The sequence below is a fragment of the Uliginosibacterium sp. sgz301328 genome (assembly GCF_041807905.1).
In the GTDB taxonomy this organism is placed as follows: Bacteria; Pseudomonadota; Gammaproteobacteria; order Burkholderiales; family Rhodocyclaceae; genus JBGVSA01.
Genome location: NZ_JBGVSA010000022.1, coordinates 1 through 15,510 on the forward strand (window position 1 = coordinate 1; position 15,510 = coordinate 15,510).

The 15,510-nt window shown below is 63.4% G+C and carries 17 protein-coding genes; 10 read left to right on the forward strand and 7 right to left on the reverse strand.

Going from position 1 to position 15,510, the window contains the following annotated elements:
- The 6 genes from ACDA63_RS15550 to ACDA63_RS15575 form a co-directional block, all read left to right on the forward strand.
- Window positions 1–209, forward strand: a 209-nt coding sequence (locus ACDA63_RS15550) for a hypothetical protein (protein ID WP_373664193.1), incomplete at its 5' end; no start/stop codon positions are given.
- 81 nt (window positions 210–290) lie between these two features.
- The gene (locus ACDA63_RS15555; protein ID WP_373664194.1) at window positions 291–635 is read left to right on the forward strand and encodes a hypothetical protein; all 345 of its coding nucleotides are present in this window, start codon (window positions 291–293) and stop codon (window positions 633–635) included.
- 214 nt (window positions 636–849) lie between these two features.
- The gene (locus ACDA63_RS15560) at window positions 850–1,383 is read left to right on the forward strand and encodes a MarR family winged helix-turn-helix transcriptional regulator (RefSeq protein ID WP_373664195.1); all 534 of its coding nucleotides are present in this window, start codon (window positions 850–852) and stop codon (window positions 1,381–1,383) included.
- A gap of 452 nt (window positions 1,384–1,835) precedes the next feature.
- Window positions 1,836–2,558 carry a helix-turn-helix domain-containing protein gene (locus tag ACDA63_RS15565; protein ID WP_373664196.1) on the forward strand — a complete coding sequence of 241 codons (723 nt, stop codon included), beginning with the start codon at window positions 1,836–1,838 and terminating at the stop codon, window positions 2,556–2,558.
- A 212-nt stretch (window positions 2,559–2,770) separates the two neighbouring features.
- Window positions 2,771–2,992, forward strand: coding sequence for a hypothetical protein (locus tag ACDA63_RS15570; RefSeq protein WP_373664197.1), 222 nt, complete (start codon window positions 2,771–2,773; stop codon window positions 2,990–2,992).
- Between the two features lie 41 nt (window positions 2,993–3,033).
- Window positions 3,034–4,821 carry an ABC transporter ATP-binding protein/permease gene (locus ACDA63_RS15575; protein ID WP_373664198.1) on the forward strand — a complete coding sequence of 596 codons (1,788 nt, stop codon included), beginning with the start codon at window positions 3,034–3,036 and terminating at the stop codon, window positions 4,819–4,821.
- A 2-nt stretch (window positions 4,822–4,823) separates the two neighbouring features.
- Here ACDA63_RS15575 and ACDA63_RS15580 read toward each other — a convergent pair whose 3' ends face one another.
- Both ACDA63_RS15580 and ACDA63_RS15585 read right to left on the reverse strand, forming a co-directional pair.
- A complete protein-coding gene (locus tag ACDA63_RS15580) occupies window positions 4,824–5,723 on the reverse strand; it encodes a DUF72 domain-containing protein (protein WP_373664199.1) in 900 nt (299 codons plus the stop codon).
- A gap of 9 nt (window positions 5,724–5,732) precedes the next feature.
- Window positions 5,733–7,838, reverse strand: a complete 2,106-nt coding sequence (locus ACDA63_RS15585; protein ID WP_373664200.1) for an ATP-dependent helicase — start codon at window positions 7,836–7,838, stop codon at window positions 5,733–5,735.
- A gap of 230 nt (window positions 7,839–8,068) precedes the next feature.
- Between ACDA63_RS15585 and ACDA63_RS15590 the strand changes: the two genes are divergently transcribed.
- Window positions 8,069–8,842, forward strand: a complete 774-nt coding sequence (locus tag ACDA63_RS15590) for a ferredoxin--NADP reductase (RefSeq protein WP_373664201.1) — start codon at window positions 8,069–8,071, stop codon at window positions 8,840–8,842.
- A 21-nt stretch (window positions 8,843–8,863) separates the two neighbouring features.
- Here the strand turns inward: ACDA63_RS15590 and ACDA63_RS15595 are convergent, their stop codons facing one another.
- The 3 genes from ACDA63_RS15595 to ACDA63_RS15605 form a co-directional block, all read right to left on the reverse strand.
- Window positions 8,864–9,361, reverse strand: a complete 498-nt coding sequence (locus ACDA63_RS15595) for a YgjP-like metallopeptidase domain-containing protein (RefSeq protein WP_373664202.1) — start codon at window positions 9,359–9,361, stop codon at window positions 8,864–8,866.
- Between the two features lie 64 nt (window positions 9,362–9,425).
- Window positions 9,426–10,781, reverse strand: a complete 1,356-nt coding sequence (locus ACDA63_RS15600) for an NTP/NDP exchange transporter (protein WP_373664203.1) — start codon at window positions 10,779–10,781, stop codon at window positions 9,426–9,428.
- Window positions 10,771–11,736: an aldo/keto reductase gene (locus ACDA63_RS15605; RefSeq protein ID WP_373664204.1), complete on the reverse strand. Its 966-nt coding sequence runs from the start codon at window positions 11,734–11,736 to the stop codon at window positions 10,771–10,773. Before ACDA63_RS15605 ends, ACDA63_RS15600 begins: the two co-directional genes overlap by 11 nt.
- A 289-nt stretch (window positions 11,737–12,025) precedes the next feature.
- Between ACDA63_RS15605 and ACDA63_RS15610 the strand changes: the two genes are divergently transcribed.
- A complete protein-coding gene (locus tag ACDA63_RS15610; protein ID WP_373664205.1) occupies window positions 12,026–12,235 on the forward strand; it encodes a hypothetical protein in 210 nt (69 codons plus the stop codon).
- 87 nt (window positions 12,236–12,322) lie between these two features.
- Here ACDA63_RS15610 and ACDA63_RS15615 read toward each other — a convergent pair whose 3' ends face one another.
- The gene (locus ACDA63_RS15615; protein ID WP_373664206.1) at window positions 12,323–12,565 is read right to left on the reverse strand and encodes a hypothetical protein; all 243 of its coding nucleotides are present in this window, start codon (window positions 12,563–12,565) and stop codon (window positions 12,323–12,325) included.
- Window positions 12,566–12,795: 230 nt separating this feature from the next.
- Between ACDA63_RS15615 and ACDA63_RS15620 the strand changes: the two genes are divergently transcribed.
- Both ACDA63_RS15620 and ACDA63_RS15625 read left to right on the forward strand, forming a co-directional pair.
- Window positions 12,796–13,134: a hypothetical protein gene (locus ACDA63_RS15620; RefSeq protein ID WP_373664207.1), complete on the forward strand. Its 339-nt coding sequence runs from the start codon at window positions 12,796–12,798 to the stop codon at window positions 13,132–13,134.
- A 67-nt stretch (window positions 13,135–13,201) separates the two neighbouring features.
- On the forward strand, window positions 13,202–13,813 hold the full coding sequence (locus ACDA63_RS15625; protein ID WP_373664208.1) for a LysE family translocator: 612 nt from the start codon (window positions 13,202–13,204) through the stop codon (window positions 13,811–13,813).
- A gap of 44 nt (window positions 13,814–13,857) precedes the next feature.
- On the opposite strand, the gene ACDA63_RS15630 is transcribed toward ACDA63_RS15625, so the two are convergent.
- Window positions 13,858–15,294, reverse strand: a complete 1,437-nt coding sequence (locus ACDA63_RS15630) for a diguanylate cyclase (protein ID WP_373664210.1) — start codon at window positions 15,292–15,294, stop codon at window positions 13,858–13,860.
- Between the last annotated feature and the right edge of the window lie 216 nt (window positions 15,295–15,510).

Genomic DNA, 15,510 nt, shown 5'->3' on the forward strand with positions numbered 1-15,510 from the left:
CCGACGATGCCGCCTGGGCCAAGCAGGAGGCCTCGGAAGGCTACGTCTGGCAACAGGATGAATCGAACAACGGCTACGTGTTCGCTGGCACGCCGGCGCAAGCCAAGGCCGATTCGGTCGTGTCGGATTCGAACACCCCGGCCGCCCGCTCGCTGCTGCGCAGCCCCGCCGAGCAAGTTCGCTTCGACGAACAACAAACCGCCGGCTGATCGAAGCGCGAACGCTCGCGTCACGCCCCCGGCGTGACGCGCGATACCCCTGACCCCTCCCCCAATTCCAAGGAGAACAACATGTTCCTTCGCAAGACTGCCCTGATCGCCGGCCTGGCACTGGTTGCCGGCACCGCCGTTGCCGCCCCGACCGAAAACGACTTCCCGGCCGACCAGATCTACCAGCAGAGCACCATCTCCCGCGCTGACAAGCGCGCCGACGATGCCGCCTGGGCCAAGCAGGAAGCCTCGGAAGGCTACGTCTGGCAACAGGACGAATCGAACAACGGCTACGTGTTCGCTGGAACGCCAGCACAAGCCAAGGCCGACTCGGTCGTGTCGGATTCCGACACCCCGGCCGCCCGCTCGCTGCTGCGGAGCCCGGCCGAGCAAGTCCGCTTCGACGAGCAGCAGACCGCAGGCTGAGCGCCTGCGAAAGGCGCGCGCAACGCATCTCTCCTGGCGGCGCGCGCGCCGCCTGAGCGACGAAACGCCGCCAATCGGCTTGGGTCTTCCATTCAGGTGGAAACAAAGCGCCAGGAGCGTCAAAACCTGTGAAAAGCAGGTCGTTGGCAACGGTAACTTGACGAAACAGTTGTAAAATGCACTGTCGATGATTCGATAATTTCGGAGTAGCGGTATGAGCATTCAGAACGAAAAAGCCTCGCGGCTCGGCGACATGCTGTCGCGGCTGGAGCGCACGAATGCGCGGTTGCCATGCTCTGCGGGGCTTCCCACCAGCCCCTTGCCCCAATTGATCCGGCACGTCGCCAAGATGCTGCAGGAGCAGATCAACGAAGATCTGCGCGACACCGATCTCACCTACAACAATTTCCACGTGCTGCTGATGCTGTACAGCTCGCCGGACTGCGAAAGCGGCGTCAATCCATCGGTGTTGTCCGAATGCTCGGGCGAAACCCGCACCAACATGACCCGCATCATCGACGACTTGGTGTCCCGCGGGCTTGTGGAGCGCGTGCATTGCAAGGAAGACCGTCGTCGCATCGATTTGCATCTCACGGAATCAGGCATCGCTCTGGTTGAGCATGCGCTGCCCATCATCCGGCGCCACGCCCAGACAACCTTCGATGTGTTCGAACCGAAGGAACGCGCAGAATTCGAACGCCTGCTGATCAAGCTGCTGTCCGCTTCGCCCAGCCTCGCGCCGGCCTGAGCCGTAGCGCGCGCTCACGCAGAAAGCCGGTACGCCGGCTTTTTTGTTGCCTGTCGCCGCACAAGGCGGCGGCCGCGAACGCCGGCGCCGCCCAAAGTGACACGTGGCGGCCAGGCAATCTTCAACGGCGCGTCCTATTGCAGGGACAGGCAAGCCGGATCTCCACTCCGGCCACACCTCCTACACTGCACATCCACAAGACTGACTCAGCACTGGGAATATTTCGGCGCCAATGTAGCGAGATGACTCAGCAAAACCCATCATCCCATTGATTTAAATAGCGTTTTCTTCCCTTCAGTCTCAGACGCCGCCTATTGAGCAAGCTCGGATTTTGTACTGCAAAAAATGTGTAAATTCCTGTGAGTCGATACGCATCAACGTTTCTATTCGATCAGTTTGATCAAATGTATTGTTACAATAACTTTTGTAACAAACTACAAGAGGAGACAGAGGTGGATTGGCAGACCCATGCATCGATTTCGCAGCGAACCGCCAACATCGATCTGCAACCGCCTGACGTCGGTCCGTACGGCGAGGGCGACGAGGAGATGGTTCAACATCGCAAGATCAGCCGCGGACGCTATGTTTTCCATGCCGGCGATCGTTTTGACGGGGTCTATGCAATCCGCACAGGCTCCTTCCTGACGGAGGTAGGCACGGAAAGCGGGCAGGAACAAGTCACTTGCTTCTACTTTGCCGGCGAAGTCTTCGGCTTCGATGGCATGCAGGACAACCTCCACCGCTGCAGCGTACGGGCACTGGAAGACTCGGAGATCTACATGATCCCGTCCAGCCGCGTGCGCGATCCCATGAGCCAGAGCCCCGGCCTGCAACGCCAGCTCCTCAGATACATGAGCGAAGAAATCATCCGCAGCCACCGCCTGATGGTGATGCTCGGTTCCATGCGCTCCGAAGCGCGGCTGGCCACTTTCCTGCTCGATCTGTCGCGCCGCATGCAGGCGCGCGGCTACTCGCCGAACGAGTTCGTGCTGCGCATGTCGCGCGGCGAACTGGCTTCGCATCTCGGGCTGACAGTGGAAACGGTCGGCCGCAATTTCAATCGCCTGCAGGAATGGGGCCTCGTCGACGTGGTCCGCAAGCACGTGCGGCTGCTCGACATGGAACGCCTCTCCGCACTGGTCGAAACCGGCAGCGGCAGCGCCAGCGCGACGTAATCGTCCCAGGCGCGCCGAGCAAGGGAGCCCGAGGGCTCCCTTTTTCGTTCACGCGAACTGCGGCCTGGGATGCCAGCCCTCTTCCGTCCAGCCAATGGAAACAACCGGGCTTCGCGTCGCAGCTTTCCGATACATAAATGGCAGGAACCTACATACCTCCCGCGATTGAGGCAGGCTATAGTGCCAACCCGTCGTGCAACCGGGCATCGCCGATGACCTACGAAGAATATCTGGACGAAGTCACCACCCTCATCACCGAGCAATATGACGTGAGCGAAAACGCGGCGATCCGCATGGTGATGCGCGCGCAGGATCTGGAGTACTTCGTCCCCCACGATCAGCACGACGACATGCGCACGCTCGAACGCGCCCATCGCGACGCCGAGCGCATCTTCACCACCCGCGGCCGCGTGCAGCCCCCCGCCCACGGCTGATACCGATACCGTCGCATGCCCCTTTTGCAGAGGTGCTGAACATGGATTGGACGAATCAACTCGCGGACAGTCTGTGGTGGCTGCTGCGCACGTTTGTCATCAGCCTGGCCGGCTTTGCGGCCGTCACTTACTCGCTGGGCAAGTACACGCGATGGGGGCGCCAGATCTGGCACCTGGCGTGGCCCTACTTCAGCCCCCGGCGCAGTCTCGGGCCGCTGACCATGCTGGCGGTGATCATCTTCATGGCCCTGTTCGCCGTACGCATGAACGTGCTGTTCTCGTACTGGTACAACGGCTTCTACGCCGCCATGCAGGCGCTCGACGCCAAGGCATTCTGGTTCATGATGGCCGTGTTCTGCGTGCTGGCCACCGTCCACGTGGTGCGCGCGCTGCTCAACTTCTACGTCAACCAGGTGCTGCTGGTCCGCTGGCGCATGTGGCTGACCGATTCGCTCATGCGCCGCTGGCTCGACAGCCGCTCGTACTATCGCGCCGACTTCGTCACGCACAACGTCGACAACCCGGACCAGCGTATCCAGCAAGACGTGGACAGCTTCGTCACCAGCACGCTGTCGCTATCGACGGGACTGCTCTCGTCGGTGGTCTCGCTGGTGGAGTTCACCATCATCCTGTGGGGGCTGTCGGGCGCGCTTTCCTTGTTCGGGATCGACATCCCGCGCGGGATGATCTTCGTCGTGTACATCTACGTCCTGGTGGCGACGGTGTTCGCCGTCTGGGTCGGCCATCCGTTGGTGCGGCTGAACTTCCTCACCGAACGCTTCAACGCCACCTTCCGTTACGTGCTGATCCGCGTGCGCGAATACGGTGAGAGCATTGCCTTCTTCCGGGGCGAAGCGGTCGAACTGCAGGGCCTGCGCGGACGTTTCGCCGACGTTATCCGCAATACCTGGGACATCATCTACCGCTCGCTGAAATTCCAGGGCCTGAACCTGGCGGTGAGCCAGATCGCGGTGGTGTTCCCCTTCCTGATCCAGGCGCCGCGCCTGTTCACCAAGCAGATCACGCTGGGCGACGTCATGCAGACCGGGCAGGCATTCGGCCAGGTACAGGACGCACTGTCGTTCTTCCGCACCTCGTACGATGAGTTCGCCGGCTTCCGCGCGGTGCTCGATCGTCTCACCGGGTTCGTCAATGCGATGGATATGGCCGAAGCGCTGCCGATGGCGGACATCAGCCGCGGCGACGCGCTGTCGATCGAGGCCCTGTCGGTGCGCACGCCGGCCGAACATACGCTCGTCAGCAAGTTGTCGCTGCAGCTCTCGCGCGGCGATGCGCTGCTCATCCGGGGGCGCTCGGGCATGGGCAAGACAACGCTGCTGCGTGCGGTTGCCGGCCTGTGGCCGTACGTCGACGGACATGTCGAACGGCCGCTAGACGAAGCGCTCTTCCTGCCGCAAAAACCCTATCTGCCGCTGGGCTCCCTGCGTGCTGCGCTCTCTTACCCTTCGCCCACGCCGGCAACGCCGGAACATGCGGCCGAAGTGCTGCACCAATGCCAGCTCGGGCATCTCGTCAAACGGCTGGATGACGAAGCCGACTGGGGACGCGTGCTCTCATTGGGCGAGCAGCAGCGGCTCGCCATCGGCCGCGCGTTGATCGCGCGCCCAAGGCTGGTCTTTCTGGATGAGGCCAGTTCGGCCATGGATGAAGGGCTGGAACACGCGATGTACTCGCTGCTGCGGCAAGCTCTGCCGGACAGCATCATCGTCAGCGTGGGCCACCGCAGCACGCTGCATGCTTTCCACACGCATGAACTGGAACTGCTCGGCGAAGGCCGCTGGCGCAGCGGCGCGTTGATTCCCGCCTGACCTCAACCGCCGCCGGCCTGCAACGCGCGCATCAACTTGCGGGCGTTGCGCGGGCCTTGATCTTCGTTGTTAGTGTTGAGAATGACGTGCACATCCGAGACGCGCTCCGCGAGTCGGCGGATCTTTGCCGCAATATCGACCAGTTCGTCTTCCGGGTATTCGTAGTTGAAGCGCCCCGAACTGTGCGCAATGCCGCGCGGATTCCAGCTCGTCGCGTTGCGGCCATGCAGGCGCACCACCGCCAGCGACGGATGCGTCGCTTCCCACACGGACGGAATACTCGTATCGGCTACGTCCGGCTCGTCCACTACGACATTCACCGCACCGAGCGCGCGTTCGAATTCGAGCGTGGCAGCGCGACGCTCCGCGAGAAACCAGCTCGGATGCCGGAACTCGATCGCCATGCAGTGCCCCTGTATGCGCTCCGCGCAATGCGCCACGTGATCGCGCCCTTCGCGGTTGTTGATCAGCCACGATGGGAACTGGAACAGTACCGCACCAAGCTTGCCCGCCGCTTTAAGCGGTGCGAGCGCATCGATGAAGCGGCGCCACATCTCGTCGCGGATTTCCGCTGGCACCTGGCGGTAATAGATCTGCCGCGAAACATCGCCCAGCGCTAGCCGTATATCGCTCGGCAGCGCGGAGGGGTCAGTATGGTGGCCGGTCAGCAGGCGGAACGCCTTGACGTTCATGACAAAGTCATCAGGCGTGCGCATCGCCCATAGCTGCGAATTGCGCACGCTGGGCATGGCGTAATAGCTCGAATCGACCTCGACGATGGGAAACTGCGTCGCGTAGTAGCGCAGGCGCGCTTCAGCCGTCGACACGCCCGGCGGATAGAAGCGCTTGCACGCGATCAGACCTTTGTCGGCCCACGATGCCGACCCGACGAGAATCGCCATCGCGCCGCCTTACTGCCACATCTTGCGCATGCGCGCGGCGATGTCGATGAACGCCTGCGGTGGCGGCGTGGCAGGTGTATTGAGCGAGGGCGGCGAAGCCAGCGGCCACGCGCGCGCTTCGAACAAAGGCATCAATGCGGCCGGGATGAAGCGCGTGCAGGTGGCATATACATGCCGGTCGCCGCCGCTGGCCTGCCCGTGCACATAAAACCGCTGCGGCGTGAGTATCTGCAGTTGATCCTTGGCGCGCGTCATCGCCACGTACAGCAGGCGGCGCTCTTCTTCGATCTCTTCGGTGCTACCCGTCGCCATGTCGGACGGGATACAGCCGTCCACGGCGTTGAGCAGGTAGACGCTGTCCCACTCCTGCCCCTTTGCCGAATGGATGGTCGACAGAATCAGGTAGTCCTCGTCCAGCAAGGGCACGCCCGATTCGTCGCTGGTCGCGTCGGGCGGATCGAGCGTGAGGTCGGACAAGAATTGTTCGCGCGAGGCATATCCCGCGGCGATCTTTTCCATCTGCAGCAGATCGCCGGCACGCACTTCGGCGTCTTCATGGCGGCGCGCCAGATGCGGTTCGTACCACTGGCGCACGAGTTCGAATTCCGCCGGCCAGGGGGATGCCGGCGCACGCGCCACGGCCAGCATGTCGCACAGCAGCTTCCAGTCTTCCGCCGCCAGCGCGGGCGCGCGCGTTGCACGCAGGACGGCCAGCGGATCGTCGTGCGCGGCGATGTCGTCGAGCACCTTGCCGGCAGTCTTCGGCCCCACGCCGGGCAGCATGAGCATCACGCGGAAACCCGCCACGCGGTCGCGCGGATTCTCGATCCAGCGCAGCACCGCCAGCATGTCCTTGACGTGCGCCGCTTCCAGGAACTTGAGACCGCCGAACTTCACGAACGGAATATTGCGGCGGGTGAGTTCGACTTCCAGTTGCGAGCTGTGATACGCCGCGCGGAACAGCACCGCCTGACGCTTGAGCGGCACGCCTTCTTCACGCCGCGCGAGTATCTGTTCGACGATGTAGTCGGCCTGCGCGGATTCGTCGCGCACCGTCACCAATCGCGGTGATTCGGCCTGCGGCCTGTCGGTCCAGAGATTCTTGGTGAAGCGCTCCGCCGCCATGCCGATGACTGCGTTGGAGGCATTCAGGATGGCTTGCGTCGAGCGGTAATTGCGCTCCAGCGTCACCACTTTGGCCGGCGGATCGAACTGCGCGGGAAAGTCGAGGATATTGCGTACCGTCGCGCCCCGAAAAGCGTAGATCGACTGCGCGTCGTCGCCCACCACGGTCAGGCCGCGACCGTCCGGCTTCATCGCCTTGAGGATCGCGGCCTGCAGGCGATTGGTGTCCTGGTACTCATCCACCAGCACGTGCGTGAAGCGTTCGCCCACGCTTGCCGCGAGTTGCGGTTCGGTCAGCATCTGCGCCCAGTACAACAGCAGATCGTCGTAATCGAGCACGGCCTGCGACTGTTTGGCTTCGACGTACGCGCCAAACAACTGGCGCAGTTCGGATTCCCACTCCACGCACCACGGGTAGGCAGACTCCAGCACCTCTTCCAGCGTGTCGCCGGTGTTCACCACCTTCGAATAGATCGACAGGCAGGTGTTCTTGGCGGGAAAGCGTTTGTCCTTGGCCGACAACCCACGCTCATGGCGCACGAGATTCATCAGGTCGGCGGAGTCTTCGCGGTCGTGGATGGTAAAGGACGGACTCATGCCGAGGTATTCGGCGTACTCGCGCAGCAGGCGCGAACCGATGCTGTGGAAAGTGCCGGCCCAGGTCAGCGCCGACTTGGCAAGCTGCGCGTATTTGCCGTCGATGCTGCCGACGATGCGCTCCACACGCCGCGCCATCTCGTTGGCTGCGCGCCGCGAGAAGGTCAGCAGCAGGATGCCGCGCGGGTCCACGCCATGCGCGATCAGATGCGCCACACGATGCGCCAGCGTATTGGTCTTGCCCGAACCCGCGCCTGCGATGACGAGCAAAGGGCCGGCAATGCTCTGGCCGTGCTGGCCCACGCCATATTCAACGGCCTGGCGCTGTTCGGCATTCAGCCGGGCAAGATACGCCGGAGGCGTGGTGGGCGCGGGAGTAGCGGGAACCATCATTGTTGTGTGTGGGGGGCGGCCATCGAAAAGCTGTACAAACATACAGCAGCACTATCGATCAGGCAATCTTCCATTTGTGTCGCGCACCGCTCTTCGGCAGGCGGGCCGCCAAGGTCAAACCCCTTACGCTGGCAAGGATTTGGGCTCATGGTGCAACATCGTGGTTGACGGAACCCGACGACCGCGGACGGGTCCTGCCAATATCCCTCGCAGTACGCCAAGGCCTCGACATGGAAGCACTACACACCGCCCCCCGCTGGACCACCCGGACCATCGACAGCTGGACGCGCTGGGCTCCGAATCAATGGTCGCTGCGCATTCCCCGGCCGGACAACTTCACTTTCACGCCCGGCCACTACGCGCGCCTGGGCTTGCCCGCACACAGCACGAGCGACATCGTGTGGCGCCCCTACTCCATCGTCTCCGCCCCCGACGACAAACACCTGGAGTTCCTTGTCACGCTGATTCCCCACGGCCTGTTCACCAGCCAACTGGCGACCCTCGAAGCCGGCGCGAACATCCTGCTCGATCCCGGGGTGATGGGTTTCTTCGTCGAAAGCCAGCTCGCGCCCGGGCGCACGCTATGGATGCTGTCGACGGGCTCGGGCCTGGGGCCGTACATCTCGATGCTGCGCGAAGGCGGCGTACTGAGGCGGTATGAATCGATCTTCGTCGTGCACAGCGTTCGCACGGCCGCCGAACTGGCCTACGCCAACGAATTGCGGGCGCTGGAAACGCGCCACCCCGGCGTGCTGCATTACGTGCCGGTCGTCACCCGTGAATCCGGCAGCGGCTATCTCGCCCGCCGCATCCCGACGATGATCAACGACGGCTCGCTCGAAGTGCTGCTCGCCTCGTCGCTCGATCCGGCCTTTGCGCGAGTGATGGTCTGCGGCAACCCGCAATTCACCGGCGACATGCGCGCGCTGCTGCGCGACAGGAACTTCCAGCCCTGCCGGCGCGGACTCATCGGCAGCATGTTGTTCGAAAACTACTGGCAGTAAGCCGGCAGGAAAGGCCCGCGGCTAGGTCGTGGGCAGTTCGCGCCAGGTCAGGAACAGGCGCAGATCGAATTCGAGCTGGTGGTAGCCGGGCGCGATGCTCTCGCACAGCCGATAGAAAGCCTTGTTGTGCTCGCGCTCCTTGAGGTGCGCGAGTTCATGCGCGCTGATCATCAGGAGGAATTCCGGCGCGGCTTCGCGAAAGACCGTAGCGATGCGGATTTCTTTCTTCGCCTTCAGGCGCCCGCCCTGCACGCGCGAGATCGCTGTATGCAAGCCGAGCGCATGGTGCTCGACGTCGAGCCGGCTGTCGTAGTGCACCTTGTCGATGGCGGGTGCGCTGCGCAAGTGGCGCTGTTTGAGATCCGTGACGTAATCGTAGAGCGCGCGGTCGTTGCGCACCTCGTGCCGATCCGGATAGCGCTCGCCGATGTAGTCGCCCAGCTTGCCGCTGGCGATGAGCGCGCGCACCTTGTCCTGCAGGGGCGCGGAATAAGCGGAGAGATACTTCAGGCGGTCCATGGCAATACGGCGGCAAGGCGCGCCAGTATGGCCGAAAACGCACGATCGGACATCGGCGACGATGTTACGAACCTTGCCACGCCGGTGCCGCGGCCTCCGCCTGCGCGGCTCCACGCTGCTCGCGCACCATCGCGGCCTGACGACGCCCCAGCCACAGCGCATTGAAGAGCCACAACACCGACAAGGGCACGGCCACGATCGCCACGCCGACCGGCCCGAATCCCATCCAGCCAAGCAAGGCATACGACCAACTGCCCACCTGGTCGCCACCGCGATAGACCACCGTATCGATGACGGGCTTGGCCTTGTATTTGTCTTCGCGCGAAGTCACGGTGAAGAGCACTTCGCGCGTCGGCTTGGCAAAGCCGAAATTGCCCACGCGCCGGATCACCTGAACCGCCACCAGCACCGCCACCGTCGGCACCACCGCCAGCACGCCGAAGCTGATCACCGACACCAGCGGCAGCAGCCCGATGGTGATGGTCACGCCAAAGCGGCGCAGAAAACGGTTGGTCACGAATACCTGGACGACCAGCGTGAGTACGTTGACCACCAGATCGACATTGGCGAAGAACGCCGTGCGCGCGGCGCGATCGGCGAAATGTTCGGCCACGATGGCGGCCTGCTGGAAGTACAGGAAGGTCGACGTGATGGCGTACAGCAAGATGTACAGACTGATCCCAAGCAGGTACGGCGAGCGCAGCGTGTGCGCCAGCCCGGCCATCAGGCTGCCGCCGATGGGCGCGTCGACTTCCGACCGGGCCGCGGCGACTTCGCGCGGCGCGCGCAATGCAGGCGCCAGCCGCGACAGGCGACGTACGCAGAAGACCGCCAGGCACAGCAGCGCAACCGACCCCAGCAACAGCCACGTCGTCGGCACCGAATGCGCCAGCGCGGATGCAATGCCCGAACCCGCCATGGCGCCGATGGTGGCGCCCGCCGATATCAGTCCGAACAAACGCTTGGCCTGCTCCGTGTCGAACACATCGACCATCAGCGCCCAGAACACGGATACGACAAACAGGTTGAACACCGACACCCAGATGAAGAACACGCGGCCGACCCACACGAGCTGACCAGCGGAGGCAACGTGCATGGCCACCGCGAACAGCAGCAGATTGGCCATGAAGAACACGTAGGTGACGGTGATGAATCGCTCCCGCGCCCATCTGCGCACCAGCGCCGCGTAGGCGGGATTGATGGCGATCATCGCCAGCAAGGTGCCGGTAAAGAGCCATTGCAGATTATCGACACCGCCCTCGACGCCCATCGCGTCGCGCACAGGCCGGATGACGTAGTACGCCGCCATCACGGCCAGCACGTACAGCCACGCCCAGCTCAGCGCAATCCACTCGCCGGGCCGCACGTCGATCAGCCTGCGTGGCAGGGCGCCCTCGTCCACGGCGCGCTCAGAGGGCATCGATGTAGGCTTCCATGCGCCGGCGCATTGCGGCATCCGGCAGGCGCCCCGTTGCGGCGCCGAGGTTGTCGATGACGTACTCGGGCTTGGCCATGCCGGGGATTGCGACCGTCACCGCGTCGTTCGAGACGATGTACTTGAGGAAAAACTGCGCCCAGCTATGACAGTCGAAGTCTCCCGCCCATTCCGGCAGAGGCCGTCCCTGCACCGCGCTGAACAAGCGCCCGCGCCCGAACGGCAGATTCACCATCACCGCCATGCCACGATCGCGCGCCAGCGGCAGCAGGCGCTCGCCCGCACCGCGATTGTCGAGCGCGTAGTCGACCTGCACGAAATCGAGCGTTTCGCGCTTCATGGTGGCTTCGAACGCGTCGTACTGACCGTCGAAGGACGTGGTCATCCCGAGATAGCGAATACGCCCGGCCTGCTTGAGTTCGCGCAGCGTTGCCAACTGCGTGGCGGTGTCGCGCAGGTTGTGCACGGAAATAAGATCGATGCGATCCGTACGCAACTGGATGAAAGAACGCTCGATCTGCGCACGGCCCGCATCCTTGCCATTGGCGCCGACCTTGGTCGCCAGGAACATGCTGCGCCGGATGCCCAGATCGGCGACCAGCGCGCCGACCACGCTTTCTGCCATGCCGTACGACGGCGCGGTATCGATCATGCGGCCGCCCCCGGCTTCAAAGGCCTTCAGCGTCGCCCGCAAGGGCGCGAGGTCCGCCTCGCTGGCGGCGTCCTCATAGCGCCGGGCCGTGCCCAGCCCAATGACCGGCACGCGCTCGCCCGATGATGGAATCTGCCTGAGGATGAGGGCGGGTGCGGCCTGCGCGCCGGCCCGCCCTGCCATCCCGAATGCCAGCCCGAGCGCGCACACCTGTCCGATGAAGCGCCTGCGCGATGGAAAATCCGCGCCGGCCGCGAACGCCGTGCGCGGGGGAGACGTACGCATCATGACTTTCCTCCATCCGGTACCGGCGCACGGCCGGCCATGTCGTGGATGCACATCGCGCACAGGTAGTGCGTCAGCAACAGACACATGAGCCCCCATTTGGTTGCACGATCCGCCCCTCGAAAACCAATTGCGGCAATGTGTCATAGGCCCTGCAGCGTAAAAGGAAGTAAATGTTCTCTCCATTCAACTGGAATGCATGCGCACGGGCTTTTCCTTGCGTACATTCCCATTTGGGCACTCCGCGCGAGAACCGGCGGCCAGCAACACGCAAACCCAAAGAGGAGACAGCATGATCGGCATATTCAAGGCAGTGGCACTCGCTGCGCAGTGGTGGCTCATGACTATCCTGATTCCCGTGGCGATCTGGCATTGGAGACCGGAATCCGTCGGCGAGAGCGAAACCCTCCGCTCCGTTTTCCTTGTCGTCGCCTGCCTCATCGGCCTGTGCGCCCCGTTCGGCTCGATGCACGCTGTCGTGCGCTGGCTGGAGCGTCACTGACCGTCGTGGCAACAAAAAGCCCGCTCGGCAAAGCCGGCGGGCGTCAGGCCCGGTCGCCGCAAGACCGGGCAAATCGAATCCATCCGATCAGTTCATCAGGTTATAGCGCAGGCGCAGGTCCGCAGCGATCGCATGCACGACGCCCGAACACGTGTGAGGGCCGGTATAGCTGCGTAGATACCAATTGCAGCCGTCTCCATCGGGCACCACCAGTCGATAGAATTCGCCGACCTGGCAGTCGCGGGTTTCGTCGGTCAGCAGATCGCTGGACTGGAGCTTCGTGTTGAAAATCGACGCCAATTCGGTGGCTGAGACAAGTTTCCGGTTCATGGGGGCTCCTCCTTCGATACACGGGTTTTTCTAAACGGAAAATGCGCTTCCGCGTTGGAAATCCAGACTCAACCATCGTAGCGCCATGCGAAATAAAGGCGCTCAGGGCCTTCCCCTAAGGGTTTTGAAACACGCCCTGCCTTCTTGACCGTGTCGTCGCGGCCCATATGCCCATGGCGACTTCCATGCTGCGCTGCGACGAAACAGCGTGGACAACAGCGGAAGTTGCCATGCCGGACGACAAACACTTGCTCTCATCCACTGACGACGCGACCAAGCTGCTGACGCTCGTCGCGCTTGGCATTGCAGTCATCGCGGCCTTCCGCGCAGTGCTCAATCTGCAAACTGCGGGCAGCACAACCCGGTGGCGCGTACGGGCCTTGCCGGAGTCGGTCAATCAGCAGCCCGGCTGCGGCATCTGCCAGGGCGAAATCGGATTCACGCCGCCCGACGAAGCCGTCACCGCCAAGGCGCTTGCCAAAGCGTTATACGACCGGGGCAGCACCGCAGCGCTCCACGAAACCTCGTACCCCACGCCGGGGTACGTGAGCGTGTTCGTGTGCCAATGAACCGCATCGCGGCAGCGGCGCACGAGCGCACGCCGCACGAGGCGATCGACATGTATGCTCTGCGGCCATGGACCTGCACACTTGGCTCATCTACACGCTGGCGGCACTCGGACTATCCCTCTCGCCCGGTCCCAACAGCCTGCTCGCACTCACCCATGGCGCACTCTACGGACGCCGCAAGGCGCTGTGCACCGTTGCCGGCGGTTCGGTCGGCTTCATCAGCGTCGTGGCGCTGTCGATGTTCGGCATCGGCGCACTGCTCAAGGCCTCGCTGATCTGGCTCGTCGTGCTCAAGTGGGTGGGCGGAGCGTATCTCGTCTGGCTTGGCGTGCAGGTATGGCGCGCGCCGCCGATCAGCATCCAGCGGAGCGGACTGGCGGCGGCGAGAAGCGGCTGGTCCATGTTCAGGCAAGGTGCGCTGTCGGCGGTGACCAACCCGAAGTGCATCCTGTTTTTCGCGGCATTTCTGCCGCAGTTCATCGATCCGGCCCGCAGCCTCGTGCTGCAGTTCGTCATCATGGCCGGCACGTTCGCCACCATCGAATTCATCACCGAGCTGTTCATTGCCAGCGTGGCGCACCGCATCAGCGCATGGCTGTCGCGCGTGGGCCGCGTCTTCAATCGCGCCTGCGGCGGAATATTCGTGGCGATCGGAGCGGCGCTGCCGCTGCGGGGATGAGCAGGCAATCGGGCATTCCATTGGCGCGGCGACGCCTTCGCTGACTACCCCTCCACCCGATTGCGCCCGCCCGCCTTGGCCCGGTAGAGGCAGTCGTCAGCCACCTTCACCAGCGCTTCGACGCTCTCCACCGTCGTGGAGGATGTGCTGGCCACGCCGATGCTGACCGTCACCACGCCATTGGCGCCCTTCTCGTGCGGCAGCGCTTGCGCGTGCACGGCTTGGCGAACGTTTTCGGCAATGACCAGTGCGCCGGCCAGATCGCACATCGGCAGTATCACGACGAATTCTTCGCCACCATAGCGCGCCGCGCCGTCCCCCTCACGCCTGCATGCCAGTTGCACTTGCTCGGCGACACGCGCCAGCGCCTTGTCGCCCATGGGGTGACCATAGTGATCGTTGTAGGCCTTGAACTGGTCGATATCGAGCATCAGGATGGCCAGCTCGCCTCCGCCACGCAGGTGGCGATGCCATTCGGCGCGGGACTTTTCATCGAACCAGCGACGGTTGTGCAAACCGGTGAGCGCATCGGTGCTGGCCTCGGCACGCAAGCGGTTTTCGACGACATCGAGATGACGCAGATGGCGCGTCAGGCCATAGGCCAATGCCACCGTCGCCAGATTGAAGAGCAACAGCAGGCCGCTGGTGACGACCGTGCGCGTCTCCCAGGCGCGGAAAATGTCCCTGCGCGGCACATCCATCCCTACCACGACGGGATAATTGCCTACCCGCTGATACCCGCGCCAATGCGGTTCGACCTCATCGAATCCGTCGACGACGTATTCCTGCAGGCCAGAGGCGACGAATTGGTGGAAAGCGCCGAGCTCATCCTGCGAGCCCTCCTGCGAGGCAGGCCACTGCGCCAGCAAGGTGCCGTCGAGCAAGCGGATCGAAACGATTCCGCTCGGCTCCGTCTTCAGCCCTTCAATGAATCTGTTCAGATGGCGCAGATCCTTGATGACGGCGGCAACGCCGACGACGTTGCCGGCCGAGTCCGTCACGGAGCGGCTCAGCGCCGTAGCCGGGTGAATGTCGTCGTACGAAGGCAAAAAGGGATGGCTCAGATGAAGCACCCCGGGGGCGGCCATCGCGGCAGTGAAATACTCGCGCCGGGAAAGATCGCGCTCTATTTCCGATTCGTTGTGCAGGCTCTGCAACAACTGTCCCTGCACGTCTGTGACGACGATCGTCCCCTCCACCGAGCCCGCCGCATGCCCCCGGACGAGTGCCGCCAGCGCAGGCCCCGCGATTTCTCGGGCATCCGCCGAGTTCACCACGTTGTTGATGGTCTGCAGCGTCTGGGCGTGGACGTCCAGATCGCGGAGCAGTTCGCGCTCCACCATGAGCAGGATGTTCGCGCCGCTCGCCCGTGCATATTCGAGTGCGTCGCGCTTCATGGTCAGCATGTGCCAGCCCGCGAGCACCGAAACCGCAACAGCCAGCACCATCATTACCGCAAAGACGCGGACCGGCTTGAGCATGTGGGGACTCCCTCTCAGGGTGGCTCGAATGGACATAGCCTTGTCTATTCAAACGAATGGGGCCTGCTCCGGACCACTCGATCATAGTCCAGGGAACCCTTTCCTACCGGAGTGGGCTCGGCCGAACGCGTCACGGTGTGCAGTACTGCGCACGACGGCCAGTATGCACACATCATGACATCCCGTGGTGCATATCGACACGTCGTCATGAAGGCT